The organism is Kitasatospora sp. NPDC002551 (genome assembly GCF_040296005.1).
Classification (GTDB): Bacteria; Actinomycetota; Actinomycetes; order Streptomycetales; family Streptomycetaceae; genus Kitasatospora.
In genome coordinates, this window is record NZ_JBEOWI010000025.1 from 32412 (window position 1) to 51835 (window position 19424).

Here is a 19424-nt window from a genome sequence, read left to right on the forward strand (position 1 = left end):
GGTGCGACGCTCCCAGGCATCGCCAATTGCCGCCAGCAACCGGCCGGTCGACCACCAGCGCCCCACCCGCAGGTCGTCCACCGCAGCCCGCAGCGCATCTTCCAAGCCAGCAGGGTGATACAGCGGCCGGGTCGACGCGGTGATCCTGGGGCCGCTCCTCCCGGCACTGGCAACCTGCTCCGCGCCAGCCTCCCGCGACTCGCCGTCGCGGCCAGCCGGGTGCTGTACCAATTGGCTCGGCTGCGGGGCGGATGCGGTGTTCAACGGCCTACCTCCCTCGTGGAAGCGGTCGATTCCGGCGTTACGGCAGGAACAGGCCCGGCTGGCTGGCATGTCGAGGTCCCGACAGACGTGATCGCTTTCAGCCGCGGCAACTGCCTGCCGCAGCAGGCGGACCGCTGCGGGACATTCTTCAACCGGCCGACGCCGCTGCGCTGAGTACTGGCCGTCGGCCTGCCGGCCGGCGCCGTCGCCACCGGCTGGACGATCACCGCGGCCTCGCCCTGCTCGCGCCGGTGCTGCTGCGGCCCGCCGCCGGCCCGCCGATCGTCCGCCAGAACACCTCAACGCCAGGCGCCGAACCGCCGCCACCGTCACCCCGGGGGTGGTGGCGGCGAGGCTGGTCGCGGCCGTGATGAGCATGCGGGGCGCCGGCGACCAGGCCCGGGCGCGGACCCACGCCGCCGCGGTGGTCCCCCCGAGGACGGGGGCTGCTGGACCGCCCGACCGTCGCCGCGCTCGCGGGCTCGCCGACCGGGCCGGGCGACGACTTCCCGGTCGTCGACGAGCATGCCGCCCGCAGTGACGATCAGTAGCCGGTGCGGCGGGGCGGGGCCGTCAGGCTTGCGCCTGCCGCCAGTTCGTGATCCGCGCGGATCCGCGCAGGTCCGCGCCGCGGTGGGTGAGCAGGGCCATGTCCTCGGGCAGGGGCGCGCCGGTGACGGGCCAGTAGATGCGCCGGGGGGAGCGCCGCAGCGGCCAGTCGCGGGGGCTGATGATCCGCCAGCGGGTCAGCGTCCCGATGAAGAACGGGTCGGCGGCGATCCAGTGCCCGCCCACCCTGAGCTCGATCCACATGTGGCGCAGCGGGAGCGGGGCGGCCATCACGAAACCGCTGGCGATCCGGCACTCGACGGCGGACCTCCGGGCGTGGTCGAGGAGCAGCCGGTTGGCCAGGCGGCAGTCCGCCAGGCCGGTTTCGGTGGCGAAGCCGAGGTCGCCTGCGAGGTCGGTGGGGATGAGGTGGAAGGTCAGCCGCGCAGCGGATTCGAAGAGCGGGAGCAGCGAGTCGTCGAAGTGGTACTCGTCGGCCGGCAGCGTGACTCGCCGCACGAAGGCCCCCGGTGACGTCCGGTGGAGGCCGTCCGCCTCCCCGGGCGCGGGGAGGAGCAGCCGGCCGGGGCCGAACTCGCAGTCGCCGGGGTGGCCCGGATCCGGGCAACGGGCCGTCACTTGGAGGTGGTACGCGTCGTCGAACCGGCCGAGGTCCCGGTCGTAGGTGTGGCCCAGCGCCCGCATCAGCAGCCAGTTGGGCGCGTTGAGCTCCAGCGCGTTGGTCAGGTTCTCCAGGTCGAAGACGTCGAACCAGCGCTCCCCGTCCCGGTCGCGGTGCGGGAAGCCGAGTTCCAGCAGTTCGTCCAGCAGCGGCCGGGGGACCCGGTAGACCGTCAGCACCATGTCCGACGGGACCTCGAAGTTCCGGTACCGGTCCGGGATCCACCGGGTTCGCTCCACCACCTGGGCGGTCGTCTGGACCGTCACGGCCGCTCGTCCCCGACGGCCGGCGCGGCGTCCGCCGTCCCGTCGGTCAGCTTCCGGTGGCGCGCGTCGACCGCGTCGGCGAAGCCCGTCAGCAGGAGGCGGCCGAGGTCGGCCAGCGTCGGGTGGTCGAACACCACCACCGGTTCCACCTCCACGCCGTACGTGTCACCGATCCGGCCGGTCAGCTGGACCAGGGAGACGGAGTCGAAGCCCAGCTCCATCAGGTCGGCCGACAGGTCGACGTCGGCGGGGTCGATCAGCAGGAAGCCGCAGGCCGCGAGCCGCAGGTCGCTCTCGACCAGCGCACGGCGGCCGTCGGTTCCGGCCCGGCCGTCGGTCCCGCCCGGCCCGCCCGGCCCGCTCGGCGTGGTGCGGGCGGGCGGCACCGTCGCCGCCGGGGCGGCGGGCTGGAGATCGGTGGTCCGTGCGGGCTCCCGGGCGGCCTGGACCCAGTAGTGCACCGGCTCGAACGGGTAGGGGGGAAGCTCGACCCGGGCGGGCGGGCGGCCGGCCCAGAGCCGGGACCAGTCGATCGGGGTGCCGTCCACCCACAGGTCCGCGAGCCTGCCGAGCCGGCGCTTCGCCAGCAGGGAGTCGACGTACGCCTGCCCGTCCTCGTCGTCCAGCAGCTCGCCGGGGGCGCGGTCCGGGTGCAGACGGCCGGTGCGGACCGAGGGGGTCCGGTCACCGTCGGCGAAGGCGGTCAGGGCTGCTCGGACCGAGGCCGTGTCGGCGGCGGTCACGGCCAGTCGCACCGGGAGCTCCCGGCGTCCCGTCTGGGTGCTGTGCGCCAGCGCCGCAAGGTCGTCCGGCTGGCCGGGATCCGCCAGCTGCCGGGCTAACGCGGCTGCCAGGTGCCGTAGTTGGGGTTCTGTGCGGGCGGAGAGCAATACCAGGTGAGCCGACTCGGCGGGCTCGGCCGGCTCGCCCGTCGGATCCGGGGGTACGGACTGGTACTCCTCCACGACCAGATGGACGTTGGCGCCACCTGCGCCGAAGGAGCTGACACCGGCCCGCCGCGGGCCGTCGGCCGGCCAGTCCTCCAGGGCGCGCGGGAAGCGCAGCGCCGAGGATTCGACGATCTTCGGGTTGAGGGTCGCCACCTGTGCGTTCGGGGCGATCTGGCGATGCTTCAGCTGTAGCAGGACCTTCGTCAGGCCGGCGATGCCGGCGGCTCCCTCAAGGTGCCCGATGTTGGCCTTGATCGAGCCGACGGCGCACGGGGCCCGCGGTGCCCGGTCCGGGGCGAGCGCCCGGACCAGCCCGGCCGCCTCCAGCGGGTCGCCCAACCCGGTTCCGGTGCCGTGGGCTTCGACGTAGGAGACGGATCCCGGCGTGACCCCGGCCGCCCGCAGCGCGGCGGCCACCACCTCCGCCTGCCGGGCCGGGTTGGGCACCGCGTAGCCCGAGGTCCGGCCGGCCGCGTTGAGCGCGGTGCCCTTGATCACGCCCCAGATGCGGTCGCCGTCCGCCACTGCCGCGGCGAGGGGCTTGAGCAGCGCGGCTCCGACCCCCTCACCCGGCACGTATCCGTCGGCGGCCGCGTCGAAGACCTTGCAGGCCTCGTCGGAGGAGAGCATGCCCGCCGCGGCGAGGCCGGCCAGGTGCGCGGGGTGGAGGATCAGGTTCACCCCGCCGACGATCGCTGTGCGGCACTCCCCGCTGCGCAGGCTCTGCACCGCGAGGTGGACGGCGGTGAGCGAGGAGGAGCAGGCCGAGTCGACCGCGAAGCTCGGGCCGTGCAGGTCGAAGAAGTAGGAGACCCGGTTGGCGATCGACCACGGCGCGGAGTTGGCCCCGGTCAGTCGGCCGGACGGCCAGGCGGTGGCGCCGATCCGGCCGTAGGTGGCGTTCATCGTCCCGACGAAGACACCGGTCGAGGGCTCGTGCGTGGTCGGGCCCAACTGGCCGGCCTGCTCCAGGAGGTGGAAGCAGGTCTGGAGGAAGAGCCGCTCCTGGGGGTCCGTGTTCACCGCGTCGACCGGCAGGATGTTGAAGAACTCGGCGTCGAACTCGGCCACCCCGTCGATGAAGGCGCCCCAGCGCCCGCGGCTCGGGCCGGGCTGTCCGGGGTGCGGGTCGGCGAACTCGCGCCAGTCCCAGCGGTCCGCCGGCACCTCGCCGATACTGGACACGCCGTCGCGCAGGTTCCGCCAGAGCGTCTCCAGGTCGGACGCGCCCGGGTAGCGCCCGGTCACCGCGATCACCGCGATGTCGTCGGTGGACCCGGTGGACCCGGTGGACCCGGCGGACCCGGCGGACCCGGTCGCCGGGGCGTCCACGGCAACGGCCGGCTCCGGGCGCGGGTGGTCCGGCGTTCGGCTCGGTCCGGGCGGCGGTGGGAGCACTCGGCGCAGGCCGTCGGCGCGCTCGGCGAGGAGGTAGCGGGCCAGGTCGTCGACGGTCCGGTGCTCGAACATGAGGGTGGTCGGGATCTCGCCGAGGTCCTGGTCGAACCGCAGGGTGATGTTCAGCCGGGTGAGCGAGTCCATGTCCAGCTCCCGCAGTGCGTCGGGGCCGGTCAGGTCCGCCGCCGCGCCGCCGACGACGGCCGCCACGACCTCTCGCACGTACGACCGCACCGACGGGAGCGGCAGCGGCTGCCCGGGTTCGACCGGGTCGGCGGCTCGGGATTCGCGGGGCATGGTGGTCCTTTCCTCTCGGCACGGTCACGGCCCTGCCGGACACGGTGCGGGGCTCGGGTCAGCGCAGGGTGGACCGGATCGCGGCGAGTTCGTCGACGGTGCCGAGCACGGTCCGCCGCGGCACGCCGAAGTCGACCAGGCAGGCCACCTCGTCGGCGCCGGCGGCGAAGGCGCTGTGCAGGACCGTGAGCGCCTCCTCCCGGTCGCCGATCAGCGACCGGCCCCGCAGGTAGCGCTGCACCGCGAAGTCCAGGCCCTTGTCGACCGTCCGCTGGTCGCTGCGGGCCTCCTGCTGGCTCGCGTAGCCGGCCAGGTAGCGGCGGAGCGGCTGCTCGGCCTCGCTGCGGATCTGCTGCCCCGGGGTCCCGATGGCGGCGTGCGCCATCACCGACACCCGGCCCGTCCCGCCGTGGTGCTCCGCGAAGGCGGCACGGTAGCGCGCGATCCGCTCCGTGAGCTGGGTGGTGGTGAAAGCGCCGTAGCCGGTGAGGACTCCGGCGCCGATCCGGCCGGCGTACTCGAAGGTCCCGGGGCTGCCGGCGGCGGTGACCCAGTGGGGCAGCACGGCCTGGACCGGTCGCGGGTAGGAGCGCACGGCGTACCGTTCGCCGAGCGGGCCGGTGCGGAGCACCTCACCGCCGGCCCACAGCTCGCGCACGGTCCGCAGGTTCTCGTCGGCCAGCGCGGCCCGGTCCTGGTAGGCCTGCGGCGACAGCACGAAGTCCCGCGGGTTCCAGCCGGCGGCCGAGGCGATCTCCACCCGCCCGCCCGACAGGTTGTCCACCACCGCCCACTCCTCCGCCACTCGGAGCGGATCGTGCAGCGGGAGCACCACGCTGCCCGCGCGGATCCGGATCCGCCGGGTGGCCACCGCCACCGCGGCCGCCACCACGGACGGGTTCGGGTGGGCGCCGCCGAACGGCGTGAAGTGGCGCTCGGGGAGCCAGAGGAAGTCGAGCCCCGCGTCGTCGGCGGCCCGTGCCGCGTCGAGCAGCAGCCGGTAGCCCGCGGCGTCGTCGGCGGCGTCGTCCTGCAGGGCGGAGAAGAAGTACAGCCCCAGCGAGCGCTCGCCACGGTCCGCCGCCATCAGACCGCCCCGCCCGCGGCCTGCAGGTTCTGGCCGGACAGCCACCGTGCGTCGGGGCCGACCAGGAAGCCGACCACGTCGGCGATGTCCTGCGGCAGCCCGAGCCGGCCGAAGGCGCTCGCCCGGCGCCACTGCTGCAGTACCTCGGGGCGGACGCCGGCCGTCACCTCCGCGGTCTCCACGCCACCGGGCGACACGGTGTTGACGGTGATGCCGCGCCGGGCGAACTCCTTCGCCGCGACCCTGGTCAACTGGTCGAGTGCCGCCTTGCTCGCCGAGTAGGCGGCTTGCGACGGGTGCGCCAGCGCGGTGGCGGTGGAGGAGATGTTGACGATGCGCCCGCCGTCCCGGAGCCGGTGGGCGGCCTGCTGGATGGCCAGGAACGGAGCCTTGACGTTGAGTGCCATGATCCTGTCGAAGTCCTCCTCCGTGGTGTCGGCGAACTTGCCCCGGAGCATGGTGGCGGCGTTGTTCACCAGGATGTCGATCCCGCCGGTGAGTTCCTCGGCCTCGGCGAAGAGGCGCGCCACCGCGCCGGGCCGGGTCAGGTCGGCCCGCACGGGGTGGACCAGGCCGCCCGCTGCTGCCAGGCGGGCCGCCAACGCCGCGGCCGCGTCCGCGTCCTGGCGGAAGCCGACCACCACCACCGCGCCGTCACGGACCAGGCGCTCGACGATCCCGCGGCCGACACCGCGCGAACCACCGGTCACCAGGGCGGACTTGCCGGTCAGCGGCGCCGGCGCCGGGCGCTGCGCCCCCGGCCGGCCGGCCCCGGTCTCCTCGACGTCCTTCGCACCCGTCACCTGCTCCACCCTTCCGAGTCACCCGTGCGGCGCACCCCGGAGGCCGGCGGTCCGCCTGCCTCGGCGGCGCGTGCTGCGGGATGCGATTCGATTCCACGGGAATCCGGGAATCCGGCACGGGAATTCCGATTGCCCCGTTGTTGCGGCATTCCGGAAATTCCCCTTCGCGCGGCGCGCCCGGGGCCGGGGCCGGAAGTCACGATAGATGATCGGGGTCGTCCTGTCGATGGCCCGCATCGCGAGCCGTGCCGCGGGCCATTGGCCCGAAATGCCTGAAGCGGCTCGGCCGGCGGCCCCGAATCAATCCTTGCAATTCAGGACCGAACTGCTAATCTCGATCCCAACTTCGAGGAGAAGGGGGGTGGAAGAAATGTCCGTCGCACTCGTCGAGGAGACCCGGACGGCGCTGACCGTCGAGGAGATCGCGGACTTCGAGGCTTGGATCACTGAGCTGGAGGAGGCCGACGACCGCAAGTTCACCATGGGGAAGCCGTAGTGGTGACCGGCGAATTCCTTCGCCGGCGCTGACGCGTCCCACCGCCGGCCGTGCTTCCGTGACGGGAATCCCCGCGCGGAAGCACGGCCGGCGCGGCCCGGTGCACGGGCCCGGAGAGCAGAATTCCGCCGGAATATTCCGGGCGTCTGTCATCGACATCGGCGAGGCCTCGGAATTGACGAGGCCAAGGAATTCACGGGGCTCCGGCCAGGCTGCGCAGTGCGAGCCGGTCGATCTTTCCGCTGCCATTGGCCGGAAGGGAATCCAGCCGTACCCAGCGGCGCGGGACGAATGCCGCGGGCAGGGCGGCGCGCAGGGCGTCGGACGCCGTGTCGCGCGAAACCCCCGGTGCCGCGACGAAGAACGCGACGAGCCCCGCCGTACCGTCCTGGACCTCCGCCAGGACGGCGCACCCGAGCACGCCGGGGAGGGCCGAGAGGGCCGCCTCGACCTCGTCCAGTTCGATCCGGACCCCGCCGATCTTGACCTGCCGGTCGGTCCGGCCGAGGCAGTGGGCGATCCCGTCGGCGAACCGCGCGAGGTCGCCGGTGCGGTAGAGCCGCCCGGTGCGCGAGGCCGGGTCGAACCCGTCGGCGTAGAAGGCCGCCGCGGTGCGCTCCGGATCGTGCAGGTAGCCCGCGCTGACGGCGTCGCCGCCGACCCAGAGCTCGCCCGCCTCGCCGGGTTCCGCGGCGCGCCACGCGCCGTCCTCGTGGACCAGGAGGTAGAGGACGACGCCGGGAGCCGGTCGCCCCACCGGCAGCAGCGGTGCGGCCAGGTCGTCGGCGGTGATCCGGTGGAGCACCACGTCGTCCGAACACTCCGTCGCCCCGTAGGCGTTGAAGAGCTCGACGTGCGGGAGCAGCCGCAGGGCGGCGCCGGCGATCCCGGGGTCGAGCCGCTCGCCGGTCGAGACGAGGCAGCGCAGCCGCGCGAACTCCCGGCCTGCGCCGCGCCGCGCGGCCTCCCGCACGGTCCAGTCGATCGCGGTCGGCACCAGCTCCAGGACAGTGACCCCGGTGCGCTCGACGGTCGACGCCAGGCGCCGGGCGAACCGCTGGTCGGCGTCCGTGACGATCACGACCGTGGCGCCGACCAGCAGCGGCGCGAGCATCTGCCACACCGAGATCACGAAGGCCGGCGGGGCGGTGAAGGCCACCCGGTCCGCGCCGGTCAGCTGCAACCGGCCGACCAGGAACCGCAGGTTGTTCAGCATTCCGAGCTGGTCGACGATCACGCCCTTCGGGCCGCCTGTGCTCCCGGAGGTGTGGATGACGTAGCGGGGCTCGTCGCCCGCGGCCACCCGCGCCGGTGCGAGTCGCTCGCCCGGCTGCGCGGCGGCGGGCGGCGGGAACACCAGCAGGGGGACGGCGGCGCCGACCGCCGCACGGGCGGCGGTCACCGACGTGGCGTCGGCCGTGTCGGGCACCAGCACGCAGTGCGGCCCGGCGGTGCGGAGCACCGCCTCCGCCCGGGCCTGCGGCCAGTCGGGGGCGAGCGGGAGGTAGGCCGCGCCCAGGCTCTCGATGGCGAGGAACGCCGCGATGGTGTCGGTGCTGCGGGGGCCGGCCACGGCGACCCGGCTCCCGGGGGTGCAGGACCCGGCCGTCAGGACCGCCCGCAACTGATGGACCCGGTGAGCGAGTTGCCGGTACGTGGTGGTCCCGGCGTCCGACACGGCGGCCACCCGGTCCGGGTCCCGCTCCGCCCACTCCCGCACGTGGGCCCAGACGCCGGTCGAGGGGTCGGTCCGGGGGAGCGGTGAGCGCAGCGCCCTCGCCCGGGCCGCGTCGAGGGTGCCCGGGTGCAGCGGCAGCCGGGCCAGGGCACGGGCCGGCGGCCGGGGGGCGTCGGGGAGTTCGGGCCGCACCGGCCTCAGCCCCGCCCGCCGGCGGCCACCAGCGCCTGCCAGAGCGCCCCGGGGCTCGCGAAGGTCTCCATGGCCAGGTACTCGTCGGGGAGGACCAGCCCGTACCGCTCCTCGATCCGGCTCAGCAGCACCACCATGCGCATCGAGTCGAGGCCGGCCGCCGGGAGGTCGAGGTCGGCGTGCAGCGCGGGCCCGGCCGGCAGGTCCACCAGGGTGGCCCGGAGCAGCTCCTCGAACGCCGGGTCCCACGGCGGGGTGGTGTCCGCTTCCAACGTCACTGCGATACCTCGTCTCTGAGCGGTGCAGCCGAGCAGGACAGGATTTGAGAGCGTTCACGTGAGCGTTCACGTGGATCAGAGTCTCACCCATGCCCTGAAATGTTGTCAACAACTGTCAGCCGGTCCGTTCGTGGGCGTAGTTCGGGATTCGAGGGCGGCCACGGAGGGAATGGCCGGCCGCGTATGCTGGTGCTGCGTCGACGACGTCGCAGCCCGTGCCAGAGGGGCGGTGTCCGGCCGCTCGCCAGGAGTTCCAGTTGAAGAGTTCGCCCCAGTTGAAGACTTCGCGTGCGGGAGTCTTCGAGCCGACCGCTCGGCGCGTCACCATCGAGGACGTGGCGCGGGCCGCCGGAGTGTCCCGGCAGACGGTCTCCCGTGCGACCAACGACAAGGGCGAGATCGACCCGTCCACGCGGCAGCGGGTGCTCGACGTCGCCAGGTCGCTCGGCTACCGCCCGAACCGCTTCGCGCGCGCCATGGTGCGGCAGGAGACCGTCACCCTCGGCCTGCTGCTGCCCAACATCACCAATCCGTTCTTCCCCGAGGTGGCGAACGGCATTCTGGAGTCCGCCGCGGAGCGGGGCTGGCACGTCGTCATCCAGCAGACCGGTGCCACGCCCGAGGGCGAGCAGGTGGGTCTGGACCTGTTCGCCGGTCAGGCCGACGCGTTCGTGGGCTATCTGGAGTTCGACGAGTCGGTGCGCCGGGCGACGGAGATCGGGATTCCGTTCGCCCTGTTCGGCTATGAGGGCTCGGGCAGCGCGGCGGCCGCGGTCAACCGGGTGGACATCGACCTCGGCAGCGGTCTGGCCGCGGCGATCCGTCACCTGGTCGGGCTCGGCCACCGCGAGATCGGGATACTGGACGCCGGCCGGCCGGTCGAGCCGGGCGGCACTGTCAGCCCGCGCGGGCGGATCATGCTCGACCTGCTCCGGGAGGCCGGACTCGCCGCGGACCCCGGGTGCCTGCAGCGCGCAGCCAACTCGGTCGCCGGCGGGGAGCGCGCCGTCGCCCGGTTGGCCGAGGAGCGGCCGGGCGTCACGGCGGTGCTGGCCTACAACGACATCGTCGCGGTCGGTGCGGTGCGCGGGCTGCGCGCGCTCGGCCGGTCGGTGCCGGACGACTGCGCCGTCGCCGGCTTCGACGGCCTGGGGCTGGCCGAACTCGTGGAGCCCGCGCTGACCACCCTGTACGTGGACAAGCGGAGCCTCGGCGCCGAGGCGGTCCGGCTGGTCGCGGCCGAGTTCGGGCCGTCCGATCGCGGGCCGTCCGATCGCGAGCCGCGGGTGTCCGTGGTCCGTCCCGAACTCGTGGTCAGGGCATCGACGGCGGGCGCGGCGGTCCCGGACTGACCCCGCCCCGGCCCGCAGGACCCGGCCGGTGCAGCCGCCCGGTGCGCCGCGCCGTCACCCGCACCGCGGCGGGCCGCCCGTCGTGGGTGAGCAGCGGGACGTGCGAGCGGAACTCCGCTCCGGTCCGCCACAGGAGTTGGCGCGGCGAACCGCGGACCGGCCAGTCCTGCGGGTCCAGCACGCCCCACCCGTGCAGCGTGGCCAGGAAGAACGGGTCCGCGGCGGCCCAGCCGTCCCCGGTGCGGACCTCCAGCCAGGAGTGCGGGGCCGGGAACGGCAGACCCAGGAAGAAGCCGCAGGCCGGGCGGGTCGCGATGCCCGCCTCCTCGGCCACCCGCAGCAGGCACCGGGTGGCCAGCCGGCACTCGGCCAGCCCGGTCTCCCGGACGAAACCGGGGTCGCCGGCGAGCGGCCAGCGGACCTTGTGGAAGGTCAGCTCCGCGGCCGCGGCCACCAGCGGTTCGATCGCCGCGCCGAAGTCGTGCCGGCTGTCCGGGGTGTCCACCCGCACGGTGAGCGAACCGTCCCCGGGGACCGCCCCGGCCAGGGCCGGCGTGGCCGGGACGAAGCGGCAGCGGGCGGCGTGCCCGGGGGCCGGGCAGGTCCAGCGCAGGGTGATCTCGTAGCGGCTCCCGGTCAGCGCGGCGGGGGCGCGCATCGACCTGGCCCAGAGCTCCAGGGCACTGCGGTACGGCGAGGGCAGGCCGAGCAGGTTGGTGGTGTTCTCCAGGTCCATCGGATCGAGGAACAGCCGCCCGTCGCGCCGTTCGTGCGGGAGCCCGAGGTCGAGGAGCTCCTGGAGCAGTGCGTCCTGGAGGCCGAACACCGGGGCGTCGCGGGCGGCCTCGGCGATGAAGGTCCGGTACCGGTCCGGGACCAGGCGGGCCCGCTCGACCGCGACGGCCGGACGGGTGTCAGGGTGCACGGTTCGCCTCCCGAACGAACTCGACGGGGACGACCAGTGCCGGGTCGCTGCGGGTCCGGTGGTGCAACCGGTCGACCAGCGCGTCGAGTTCGGCGGGGCGCAGCTCGACCGGGAGCAGCGCCACCAGGCGTTCCCGGTCCGATCCGCGCCCCCTGACCAGCACCCGGACGCCGTCCGGGAGGCCCAGCTCGGCCGCCACCGCCCGCGCGGCACGCGACGCGTCGACCACGCCGTTGCGGTACGGCACCAGGTCGGTGCCGACCGGTCCTCGGCGCCGGGCGTTCGCCAGCTGGTCGGACCAGCCGTGCGGGACGCCCTCGGCCAGCTCCCGGGCGAGGGACTCCAGACCGGCCAGCAGGTCCTGGGCAGCGGGCAGCGGGATGACGGCCTCGTTCGACTCCAGCTCCAGGATCATCAGGCCCGCGGCGGCGTCCGGGACGGCGAGCAGGTAGCTGAGCGCGGGGTCGGCCGGGTCGGTGGGGTCGCTGCGGAACCGTTCCACGGGCCGCTGCGCCGGCTCCGCCCGCTCCGGGGCCGGCGCGTCGGGGAACGGTTCCAGCACCATGTAGTTGTACTCCAGCCGGAACCGGGTGTTGCCGCCCGTGCTGCGCTGGTGCTCCTCCAACAGGGCCCGCAGCTCCCGGACGTCGTGGTCGCAGTTGCGCAGCAGCCCGCCGGTGGCCGCGCGGGCCGCCGCCATCAGGGCGGCCTCGTCGGCTTCGCGCGGTACCGCCACGGCACACGGGTAGCGCAGCGCGCAGCAGTGCACGGCCGACGGGTAGGCGAACCGGTTGGAGCTGATCACGCAGATCACGCAGGTGTCCAGGCCGGTGTAGCGGCCCATGACGAAGCTGTAGAGCCCCAGCAGCACCTGGGCGGGGAGCAGGTGGTGACGGTCCGCCAGCACCTTCACCGAGCCGTACAGGCTCCCGGACGTGAAGGTCGCGGTGTAGCTGCTGTCGCGGCGCCGGTCGTCCAGCACGGGCAGTTGGCTGGGCGGTGCGGCCCGGAGCACCTCGCGCCAGCGCGCCAGCCCGGTGCTCCGGCCGGCGCCGGCCCACTGGGCGAGCGCGGTTTCGATCGGCTGCGTCACCGGGCCCGGCACGGGCGGTGGCGCGCCGTCCCGCAGGGCCTCGACGAGCTCCACCAGCTGCCGGTGCAGCAGTTGGCTGGTCCGCAGGTCGGCGACCACGTGGTGGAGGACCGCCAGCACCTCGCGGGCGGCCGCGCGGTCGCTGAGCACCTCGAACTCGACCGGGGGCTCGGCCGCCACGTTCATCGGCCGGTGGCAGGCGCGGTCGGCCAGGGCGGCCGACCACTCCTCGCCCGCCCCGGGCGGGAGGTCCCGCAGGGTGATCCGCTCCCGGCCGGGGCGGTGCACCAGCTGAACGGGTGCTCCCGAGGCGTCGCGGGTGAAGGTGCTGCGCAGCACTTCGTGCCGCCGCACCAGGATCCGCAGTGCCTCGCGCACCGTCTCCGGCGCGACCCGGTCCGGCAGCGGCCAGCGCATCGCGAGGACCCGGGTCCAGGTGCGATCGGGTGCGCGGTCGGCGATCTCTTCGAGCTCAACCAGCTGGGCGAGTTGACCGAGCGTCATCGGCCCGATCCGCTCGACTCCGCCGGTGGCGCCGTCCGCCGGCAGGCCCATGGCCCCGGTCACCACGCGACCGGGAGGCCGCGGACCCCGTAGACGAGGTCGTCGTGACGGTAGGCCAGGTCGTCCTCGGCGATGTCGAGCCGCAGGCCGGGCAGCGCGGTGAAGATCCGCTCCAGGGCGATGGTCGCCTCCAGGGTGCCGAGGCCCCCGCCCAGGCAGCGGTGGATGCCGTGGCCGAAGCTCAGGTGCGGGTTGGCGGGGCGGTCGATGTCGAACTGCTCGGGGTGCCGGAAGACCGCCGGGTCCCAGTTCGCCGAGTGCAGGTGGAGGATGACGAACTCGCCCTTGCGCAGCGTCCGGCCGGCCAGCTCGATGTCCTCGGTGACGGCGCGCACCGGACCGTGCTGGATCACCGTCCAGTACCGCAGGCTCTCCTCGACCGCGGCGGCGGCCCAGCGGCGCGGGTCCGTTCGCAGCCGTTCCGTCAGCGCCGGGTCCCGCAGCACCGCCAGGACCGTCATCGAGGTGACGGCCGCGGTGGCGTCCAGGCTGGCCGCGAGCAGCAGGGTGGCCGCGCCGACCACGTCCTCCCGGCCGAGGCCTGTGGTACGCGCGTTGGCGAGCAGCCGGGAGAGCAGGTCGTCGCCGGGCTCCCGGTCCCGTGCGTCCAGCAGCTCGCCGAGGAAGCGCCGCATCCGCTCTCCCGCGACCAGCCGCTTGGCCAGCGACCCGTCGTGGGTGGCCCGGGCGTTGATGCACTGCCGCACGAATCCCTCGTAGTCGTCGGTGACGCCGTAGAGGTAGCCGGAGACGTAGCAGGGCAGCAGGTCGGCGAACTCCTTGACCAGGTCGCCCGAGCGGCGGCCGTCCGCGGTGAACCGGTCGAGCAGCCGGTCCACCAGCTGCTCGACGGCCGGCCGGCGGGTGGCCACCGCGCCGGCGCTGAACTCCCGGCTCAGCAGGTTGCGGACGCGCTCGTGCTCCGGCGGGTCCATCGAGAGGAAGACGCCGGGCCGCTGCCGGCCGTAGGAGAGCGGGATCTGCGGGTAGCCCTCGACGGTGGCGTCCGAACTCAACCGGCCGTTGCCGAGCAGCGCCCGCACGTCGGCGTGCCGGGTGACCAGCCAGGCCCGGCCCCCGTAGGCCAGGTCGACCTCGATCGGTCCGCCGTCGTGGCCCTCGGGGCGGTAGGCGCCGGGCGGGGCGACGGGGTTCTCCCGCGCGGCGGGGAACCGCACCGGGCAGGTGGCCGGTGCTTCGGTGCTCTCGGTGATGCTCACTCGCACGCTCCTCGGTCGAGTTCTGTGGCCGTGCCGGGCCCGGGCCGGGGATCCGGGTGGTCGAGCCCGGAGATGTAGTCGCGCAGCCGGATCGTCGGGGTCCAGCCCAGGGCGCGGGCCTTCGAGAAGTCCGACGCGCTGCGCACGCGGTCGCCGCGGCGGGCCGGGATCATGGACACCGGGCCGCCGAACATCCGGGCGACGTCGATGATCCGGTGCTCCTCGCCGCGGCCGAGCAGGTAGCCGTCCCCCGCACCGCGGGCGGCGCACACCAGCAGCCCGGAGACGATGTCGTCCACGTGGGTGAAGTCGCGCAGCTGGGAACCGGGTTCGACGACGGTCAGGTCGACGCCCCGGCGCCGCTGCTCCTCGAAGACGCCGATGACCGTCGCATACGGTCCCTGGCGGATCTGCCGTGGTCCGTACACATTGTAGAAGTACGTGATGACGTAGTCGAGTTCGTACCAGCGGGCGGTGTTGCGGATGTACTCGACGTTCTTCGCCTTCATCCACGCGTACGGGCTTGAGTGCTCGTCGTGGGGTGGTTGGCCGAACCTCGTGCTCGACCCGGCATAGACCAGCCGGGCGCCGTGCCGGCGGCAGAAGTCGACGACCTCCTTGGTGCCGTGCAGGTTGGACCGCCACACCAGGTCGAGGTCGTCGAAGGAGCTGTCGACGCGGGAGTACTCGCCCAGGTGGAAGACCGTGCCGGGGGAGAGCAGGCCGTTCTCGGCCCAGAGGCGGCCGAGTTCCCCGGTCTCCCCGGTCAGGTAGCGCGCCCGGGGATCGTCGGTGTGGTTGTCCGTGGACCCGGTGGCGTACGAGTCCACGGACACCACGAGCGCCTCGGGGCGGTCGCGCAGCAGCGCCTCGACGAGGTGGCTGCCGATGAAGCCGGCACCGCCGGTGACCAGGACCAGCTCCCCGCTCATGGCCGGCGCCTGTCGGAGGAGGCCACCAGCCGCTCGTAGGCGCGCGCGAGGCGGCGCTTGGCCGCGAAGTAGTCGTCGACCCGGACCCGGCGGTACGCGTGCCCGGCCACCGGGTCGCCCGGTCCCGCCAGCGGGGTGACGATCGTGGCCGGGCCCGGCTGGTGGAAGTAGGCGAGCGAGAAGCGGTCGCCGGCGGGGTGGCCGGCCGGCGGGCCTGCCACCCGGTGCACGGCGCTGTGCCAACGCCCGCCGGTCCAGTGCGCCATGAGGTCGCCGACGTTGATCACGAACGCCCCCGGGACCAGCGGCACCTCGTGCCAGGCCCCGTCGCGGTCCAGGACCTGCAGCCCGGTGGCGGCCTGGTCCCGGTGCAGCACGGTCAGCGAACTCCAGTCCCGGTGCGCGAGTTTGAGCAGGCCCGAGGTACCGCCCGGTGCGGGGGCCGGGTACCAGTTGGCGCTCAGCCCCGACATGTCGGGTGTGAAGCCGGACCGGAACCAGTCCTCGGGGAGGTCGAGTGAGAGAGCGAACAGCTCCATCAACTGATCGGCGAGCCGCCGAACTTCGGCCAGGTAGGCGCGGTATGCCGCGGCGAAGCCCGGGATCCGCGGCCACTTGTTCGGCGCGGTCAGGGCCGCCGGGACGTCCTCCGGCAGGCGGGCGGCCCGGCCCGACTCGCCGAGGCTGTTCACGGTGAAGGCCAGCAGCGGCTCGATCCGGCCGGCCACCAGGCCGCGCTGCAAGGGGTCGTCGGGGTCGACCGCGAGCTCGGCGGCGAACCGTTCTGGGCCGCCGAACAGCGCGGCGGTCGCGTCGCGGACCCCGGTCACCACCTGGTCGGGGATGCCGTGCCCGATGACGAGGAAGGCGCCGAGGTCCTCGCAGACCTCCCGGATCCGGGTGGCCAGCCGAGCCCGGCCCGCCGGGTCGTGCGCCTGCGCCAGGTCGAGGACGGCGATGGGGCCCTCGCCCGCGGGGGCGTCGGCCGGCCGGCTGTTCCCTGTACTGATCTCCATGTCCGACTCCCAGTGGGGGTTGGGGGCGCTGCTGGAGACGGCGGCAGCGGCTGGATGGGTGCCTGCGGGCCAGCTCGCGGCGGCCAGCTCGTCGGGCAGGCCGGCCCGCCCGACGATCAGGGTGCGGACGCCTGCGGCCCGCCCCTGCGACCGGTCCCACTCGCTGTCACCGACGAACAGCACGTCGTGGTGGGCCGGGCCCAGGCGTCGCAGGGCGAGCAGCAGGGCGTCCGGGGCGGGCTTGGGCGGCGCGTCCTGGCGGGCGACGAGCAGCGGGATGTCGAGCCGCGCGGCCTTCAACAGGGCCTGCGCGTCCTCCCGGGACCGTCCGGTGCAGACGCCGACCGGGATCCCGCGGGCCCGCAGCCCGGCCAGCGCCGCCTCGACCCCGGGCATCGGCAGGACATGGCGGATCGTCAGTTCCCGTGTGAGAAATTTGTGATAGGCCAACAGTGCCTGCTCGGCCCGGTCGGCGCCGACCAGCTCGCCGAGGGTGGCGAGGTCGGTCGGCCGCTGGGCCCGCCAGAGGCCGACCCGGCCCGGCGGCGACCCGGTGACCTGGTGGACGGCCTCGCGCAGGCAGTGCTCGTGGACCTGCCAGCTGTCCAGCAGGGTGCCGTCGAGGTCGAAGACGACCCCGTGCGGTCCCGCTGGTCCGGCGGCCGGGTGGTTCATCGGTCCTCCGCGGGTAGGGCGAGGCCCACGTCACGGGCGCGCGGCGTCCGGTGGGCGAGCTCCAGCGTGGTGTTGACCAGGCCGAGGGCGAGGGCGGCGCCGCTCGCCACGCCCAGCCGCAGGCCCAGGTCCAGCAGCGGGTCCAGGCCGAGCGCCTGCAGCAGCGGGCGGTGGCCCGGCTCCGCCGACCGGTGGGCGGCCACCAGGTAGTGGCCGGCCGGCGGGCAGAGCCGGACCGCGATCAGGGCGGCGACGGCGGTGATGAACCCGTCGAGGACGACCACCCGGCGGGCCGCCGCGGCGGCGAGGATCACCCCGACGTTCCCGGCGATCTCGTAGCCGCCCAGGGCGGCGAGCTGCGCCAGCGGGTCCGCCGCCGGCCCGCCCTCGGTGCGGGCCAGCGCCCGTTCGACCAGCACCAGTTTGCGGGCCGCGGCGGCCGGGGCGATGCCCGACCCCGCTCCCACCACCTCGGCCGCCGGGAGTACCAGCAGCCGTGCGGTCAGCGCGGCGGCCGCGGTGGTGTTGCCGACCCCGATCTCGCCGACCGCGACCGCGGTCTCCGCGTCCAGCCGGCCGCGCAGGAACCGGGCGCCGTTCAGCACCGCGCGTTCGGCCTCGGCCCGCGTCATCGCGTCGCGCAGGCAGATGTCCCCGGTGCCCGGTCCGATCCGGAACTCCGCCTCGCCGACCGGCTCGACGAGGCCGAAGTCGGCGCTGACGACCCGAGCGGGCACCCGGTCGGCGATCAGGTTCAGTGGTGCCCGCCCGGACCGCACGAGGGCGAGCATCCGCCCCCCGGCGGGTTGCGGCAGGGCCGAGACGGCCTGCCCGGCCACCCCGTGGTCGGCCGCCAGCACGCTGACCAGCGCGGGCAGCGGCCCGGGGTCCGGGTCGCTGCGGATCGCCGCGATCCTGGGCACCAGGTCGTCGAGCCGGCCGAGCGCACCGTGCGGGCGGGCCAGGGTCCGCAGCCGCAGCGCCCCGAGCCGGCCCGCCTGCCGGTCCGTCGGTCCGACCAGCGCGCAGAGCGCGTCGATCGAGGCCGGCCCGCCGGTCACGGGGCCGAGGTCTTGTAGGCGACGAGGTCACCGAGCACCAGGACGTCGATCTGGGTCTTGAGGAAGCAGCGCACGGCGTCCTCGGGCGTCTCGACGATCGGCTCCTCGTTGTCGTTGAACGAGGTGTTGAGCAGCACGGGGACGCCGGTGCGGTCGTCGAAGGCCCGCAGCAGGGCGTCCAGGCGCGGGTTGAGCTCCGGCAGCACCGTCTGGAGGCGGGCCGAGCCGTCCTCGTGGGTGACGGCCGGGATGACCGCGCGCATCTGCGGTCGCACGTCCGGGACCATCAGCATGTAGGGGGCCGGGACGGCGGTGGTGAAGTACTCGGCCTGGCGGGACTCCAGGACGACCGGGGCGAACGGCCGGAAGGCCTCGCGGTGCTTGACCCGGGCGTTGATCCGGTCCTTCATGCCCGGGTCCCGGGGGTCCGCGAGGATGCTGCGGTTGCCCAGGGCCCGCGGACCCGCCTCCGAACGGCCCTGGAACCAGCCGACGATCGCGCCGTCGGCGATCTCGCGAGCCACCAGGGCGGACAGGTCGTCCGGGCGCACGATGCGCAGCCGGCCGGACTCGGCGGCGAGCGCCGCCTCGATCCGGTCCGCCCCGTAGGCGCGCCCCAGGTAGGGGGAGAACGGCCCCGCCGCCGGCTTCCACGGGTTCGCGCCCAGTTCGTGGTAGCCGTACAGGGCCGAGCCGAGCGCCGTGCCGCCGTCGCCCGCGGCCGGGACCACGTGCACCCGCTCGAAGCCCGTCTCCGACAGGAGCTTGAAGTTGGCGACGCTGTTGAGGGCCACCCCGCCCGCCAGGCAGAGGTCGGTCAGACCGGTGCGCCGGTGAAGCCAGCGGGCGAACTCGATCACGATCCGCTCGGTGTGGTGCTGGACGGCGTAGGCCAGGTCGGCGCGCCGGGCCGCCAGCTCGGCGGCGCCGCCGGCCTCGGCGAGCTCCCGGTCGATGAAGGAGCGCATGGCGATCTGCTCGGCGGTGGACTGGCGGAACTCGCCGGAGGAGAGCCGGAAGAACCCGCCCAGCCGCGCGACGTAGCGCGGCGTCCCGTAGGCGGCCAGCCCCATGGTCTTGCCCGGCGCGCCCATGCCTCCGGTGGTGAACAGGCCGATGGCCTTGGACACCGCCTCGTACATCCAGCCGACCGAGTCCTCGTAGGGGTCCTCGGAGCGCCGGTCCGTGAGGGTGACCCGGCCGTGCTGCGCGCGCAGCACCTCCAGACCGCCCGCTCCGGCCTGGTAGCAGGTCACCGTCTCGCCGTGCGGCTGCCCGTGCTCGACCACGGTCGAACCGCGGCCGTCCATGACCAGCACGGCGGCCTGTTCGAAGGGCGAGGTGTAGAAGGTGCTCGCCGCGTGGGCGAGGTGGTGCCCCATCCAGCGCACCCGGTCGCGCAGGCGGAGGGTGTAGACGGGGTTGACGAAGTCGTTGGCGATGACGAGGTCGACCTCGTCGGCGCCCAGGCCCGCCTCCCGCAGCACGTAGTCGGCCGCGAGGCACCGCTGCAGCCGCGGTCCGAGCCCGTAGGCGATCTTGACCCGGGTGAGCCGTTCCTCCTCGATGGCCGACACGACCTGACCGTCCACCACCAGGGCGGCGCAGAAGTCGTGGTGTGATCCGCCCAGTCCTAGGACACGCAA

The 19424-nt window shown here is 74.4% G+C and carries 15 protein-coding genes; 2 read left to right on the top strand and 13 right to left on the bottom strand.

Features of this window, described 5'->3' with window-relative positions; translation table 11 throughout:
- Nucleotides 1–837: 837 nt before the first annotated feature.
- The 4 genes from ABT093_RS21490 to ABT093_RS21505 are packed head-to-tail and all read right to left on the bottom strand — an operon-like array spanning nucleotide 838 to nucleotide 6296.
- Nucleotides 838–1761 carry a transglutaminase domain-containing protein gene (locus tag ABT093_RS21490; protein WP_350566551.1) on the bottom strand — a complete coding sequence of 308 codons (924 nt, stop codon included), beginning with the start codon at nucleotides 1759–1761 and terminating at the stop codon, nucleotides 838–840.
- Complete coding sequence (locus ABT093_RS21495) at nucleotides 1758–4406, bottom strand: beta-ketoacyl synthase N-terminal-like domain-containing protein (protein WP_350566553.1); 2649 nt, start codon at nucleotides 4404–4406, stop codon at nucleotides 1758–1760. Before ABT093_RS21495 ends, ABT093_RS21490 begins: the two co-directional genes overlap by 4 nt.
- Before the next feature lie 58 nt (nucleotides 4407–4464).
- Nucleotides 4465–5493 carry a MupA/Atu3671 family FMN-dependent luciferase-like monooxygenase gene (locus ABT093_RS21500; protein ID WP_350566555.1) on the bottom strand — a complete coding sequence of 343 codons (1029 nt, stop codon included), beginning with the start codon at nucleotides 5491–5493 and terminating at the stop codon, nucleotides 4465–4467.
- Nucleotides 5493–6296, bottom strand: a complete 804-nt coding sequence (locus ABT093_RS21505) for an SDR family oxidoreductase (RefSeq protein ID WP_350566557.1) — start codon at nucleotides 6294–6296, stop codon at nucleotides 5493–5495. The genes ABT093_RS21500 and ABT093_RS21505 overlap by 1 nt, the downstream gene beginning before the upstream one ends.
- A 370-nt stretch (nucleotides 6297–6666) precedes the next feature.
- On the opposite strand from ABT093_RS21505, the gene ABT093_RS21510 reads away from it, so the two are divergent.
- Nucleotides 6667–6792: a hypothetical protein gene (locus ABT093_RS21510; RefSeq protein WP_350566559.1), complete on the top strand. Its 126-nt coding sequence runs from the start codon at nucleotides 6667–6669 to the stop codon at nucleotides 6790–6792.
- Nucleotides 6793–6985: 193 nt separating this feature from the next.
- Here the strand turns inward: ABT093_RS21510 and ABT093_RS21515 are convergent, their stop codons facing one another.
- A complete protein-coding gene (locus ABT093_RS21515; protein ID WP_350566560.1) occupies nucleotides 6986–8662 on the bottom strand; it encodes an amino acid adenylation domain-containing protein in 1677 nt (558 codons plus the stop codon).
- A 5-nt stretch (nucleotides 8663–8667) separates the two neighbouring features.
- On the bottom strand, nucleotides 8668–8940 hold the full coding sequence (locus tag ABT093_RS21520; protein WP_350566562.1) for a phosphopantetheine-binding protein: 273 nt from the start codon (nucleotides 8938–8940) through the stop codon (nucleotides 8668–8670).
- Between the two features lie 275 nt (nucleotides 8941–9215).
- On the opposite strand from ABT093_RS21520, the gene ABT093_RS21525 reads away from it, so the two are divergent.
- Nucleotides 9216–10292, top strand: a complete 1077-nt coding sequence (locus tag ABT093_RS21525) for a LacI family DNA-binding transcriptional regulator (protein WP_350566564.1) — start codon at nucleotides 9216–9218, stop codon at nucleotides 10290–10292.
- On the opposite strand, the gene ABT093_RS21530 is transcribed toward ABT093_RS21525, so the two are convergent.
- From ABT093_RS21530 to ABT093_RS21560, 7 genes are read right to left on the bottom strand one after another with little or no spacing between them, the layout of a single operon-like run.
- Complete coding sequence (locus ABT093_RS21530; protein WP_350566566.1) at nucleotides 10255–11217, bottom strand: transglutaminase-like domain-containing protein; 963 nt, start codon at nucleotides 11215–11217, stop codon at nucleotides 10255–10257. The two genes, ABT093_RS21525 and ABT093_RS21530, sit on opposite strands and share 38 nt — an antisense overlap.
- The gene (locus tag ABT093_RS21535) at nucleotides 11207–12877 is read right to left on the bottom strand and encodes a condensation domain-containing protein (RefSeq protein WP_350566567.1); all 1671 of its coding nucleotides are present in this window, start codon (nucleotides 12875–12877) and stop codon (nucleotides 11207–11209) included. The genes ABT093_RS21530 and ABT093_RS21535 overlap by 11 nt, the downstream gene beginning before the upstream one ends.
- Nucleotides 12874–14094 carry a cytochrome P450 gene (locus tag ABT093_RS21540; protein WP_350566569.1) on the bottom strand — a complete coding sequence of 407 codons (1221 nt, stop codon included), beginning with the start codon at nucleotides 14092–14094 and terminating at the stop codon, nucleotides 12874–12876. The genes ABT093_RS21535 and ABT093_RS21540 overlap by 4 nt, the downstream gene beginning before the upstream one ends.
- On the bottom strand, nucleotides 14091–15026 hold the full coding sequence (locus tag ABT093_RS21545) for an NAD-dependent epimerase/dehydratase family protein (RefSeq protein WP_350566571.1): 936 nt from the start codon (nucleotides 15024–15026) through the stop codon (nucleotides 14091–14093). Before ABT093_RS21545 ends, ABT093_RS21540 begins: the two co-directional genes overlap by 4 nt.
- Complete coding sequence (locus ABT093_RS21550; protein ID WP_350566573.1) at nucleotides 15023–16717, bottom strand: HAD-IA family hydrolase; 1695 nt, start codon at nucleotides 16715–16717, stop codon at nucleotides 15023–15025. Before ABT093_RS21550 ends, ABT093_RS21545 begins: the two co-directional genes overlap by 4 nt.
- Entirely contained in the window at nucleotides 16714–17778 is a 1065-nt protein-coding gene (locus ABT093_RS21555; protein ID WP_350566575.1) for a nicotinate-nucleotide--dimethylbenzimidazole phosphoribosyltransferase, read from the bottom strand. The genes ABT093_RS21550 and ABT093_RS21555 overlap by 4 nt, the downstream gene beginning before the upstream one ends.
- A complete protein-coding gene (locus ABT093_RS21560; RefSeq protein WP_350566577.1) occupies nucleotides 17775–19424 on the bottom strand; it encodes a carbamoyltransferase family protein in 1650 nt (549 codons plus the stop codon). Before ABT093_RS21560 ends, ABT093_RS21555 begins: the two co-directional genes overlap by 4 nt.

Bases quoted from the DNA above. Each gene is read 5' to 3' on its own strand.
- ABT093_RS21510 (WP_350566559.1), top strand. From the start codon at position 6,667: ATGTCCGTCGCACTCGTCGAGGAGACCCGGACGGCGCTGACCGTCGAG.
- ABT093_RS21495 (WP_350566553.1), bottom strand. From the start codon at position 4,406: ATGCCCCGCGAATCCCGAGCCGCCGACCCGGTCGAACCCGGGCAGCCG.
- ABT093_RS21550 (WP_350566573.1), bottom strand. From the start codon at position 16,717: ATGAACCACCCGGCCGCCGGACCAGCGGGACCGCACGGGGTCGTCTTC.
- ABT093_RS21545 (WP_350566571.1), bottom strand. From the start codon at position 15,026: ATGAGCGGGGAGCTGGTCCTGGTCACCGGCGGTGCCGGCTTCATCGGC.
- ABT093_RS21500 (WP_350566555.1), bottom strand. From the start codon at position 5,493: ATGGCGGCGGACCGTGGCGAGCGCTCGCTGGGGCTGTACTTCTTCTCC.